General features: G+C 49.0%; 1 protein-coding gene. It reads right to left on the reverse strand.

Translation table 11 applies throughout. The annotated features are described in order from the left end of the window. Positions 1-94 precede the first annotated feature (94 nt). Entirely contained in the window at positions 95-1,507 is a 1,413-nt protein-coding gene (locus tag NIE32_RS14095) for an ISLre2 family transposase (protein ID WP_253077505.1), read from the reverse strand. Positions 1,508-1,684: the final 177 nt, after the last annotated feature.

Consider the following 1,684-nt stretch of genomic DNA (forward strand, 5'->3'; position numbering starts at 1 on the left):
GTATGTGTCAAGCTTTTCTCGGAACCCCTTATCAGAGAAGAGCGAGTCTATTCTAAAAATGTACACCATAGCCCTAACCACAAATTCATTTCTTTCAAAAAGCGCAATTAAGCACTTTGTTCATCTGTCCCAAGGCACTGGACGAAGAAGCATGACACCCAATCTGTCCATAGTGGACGCCGATGGATGGAACCGTTGGTTCCTTCAGTAGAGATGCGATTCGTATCGCTTTTTTCATGATCCTTTTGACGCGTTGTGATGGGGTGAAGGAGGCCAGATAAGCCGTTTTTAATGTCCCGTTGCGTAAGCCTTGTATCACTTTGACCATGCCTTCCTCCGACTGACCCCAATGCATCCCTCGCTTCTTCATGCGGAACGTCAAATGCCGCTGATTAGACTCCATGGCGCCTAGCTTCCCTGCATACTCAGGAAGATCGTCCTTATCCACACCTTGTCGCCAGTCAAAAAGACGATCCCAGTGTTTGATTAGATACTGCTTTACCTGTTCGAGCTGCTTGATCCGCTCATCGTCATCCATATTGCTTTCATACGTATCCAGTAACAGGATCGCCTTTTCCTGATCCCTTCTTTTAATCGCCCTCTGGATACGGGTGATCCAATCTTTATCGCCATGTAAGGATCGGGTGAGTGACTGGGCGATGTGGAAGGCATCCAGCTGAACCCGGATCTTGTTTGTCCCACAAAAAGCCTCTTTAAAATGTGTTTCATCGTAGCCTGGGCCACCGTCGCTATTGGCAACCACCAGGGTCTGCCCTAAACGATAGCGCTGTTCGACGGCCGCCTGCACCTGTTCCCAAAAGGTATCCAACCCCTGGCTCGTCATGACCGCATAGGGTTGTTTCAGAAGGCGCCTCTTTCCATTCTGTTCCCAGCCCTCATACAGAATGAAATGCTTAATCTCAATCTGTTGGCGTTTTTTTAATCCACGGATGAACGTACCGTCAGCTTCCGCAAACAGAACGGGAAGCCTACGGTTGCCCTCCAGTTCGCCATTCGCCGCTTGAATGACTAAATCCTGATCCTGTTTTTCCTGCGCCTGGCCAACGGCTCGGACACAACGCATGACAGTGGTATGGCTCATTTGAACCTGCGTCCAGGCCGACAAGGTTTCTGTCACTTCCCGGCAGGTCATTCGTCCCGCTAAAGTAGCCGTTTCATACTCCACGCGAGGCGAATACCTCATGTATTTTCTCAGTTTCAGAAGGTGATCCAACGGATAACAGGGTTGCCCTTTCGGATCAATCATGCGCGTATGATAAAGCGTCACAGGGCCAAATAGGAACTGAAGGACCCGTTGGTCCTTATGGCTGTCCACTTTCCAGCCCTCCGCCTGTTTTTTCCGGGTGATCGCCTGATCGAGCAGGGAAAAGACTTGTTCGACACTCCGCCTCATGAAACGGTACATATAGGCGGTTGCCTCCTCCTCAAACCCCATCAGATTCGTTTGTTCCTTCCAAATCTCCAATAAATCCTCTATACTATCCATGTGAGAAGGCCTCTGTTCGTAATGTATTCACCTTGCCAGGTATACATTTAGAATAAGGAGCCTTCTCCTTTTCGTCCAGTAGAAGAGAAATAGAATCTTCTTTGGGTATGGAGCGCATGGCGCTCCATACCCAATAGCCCAGTCAGATTCATCCACCGAGAAACATTTTACACATAG

Source organism: Sporolactobacillus kofuensis (assembly GCF_024125425.1).
GTDB classification, from domain to species: Bacteria; Bacillota; Bacilli; order Bacillales; family Sporolactobacillaceae; genus Sporolactobacillus; species Sporolactobacillus kofuensis.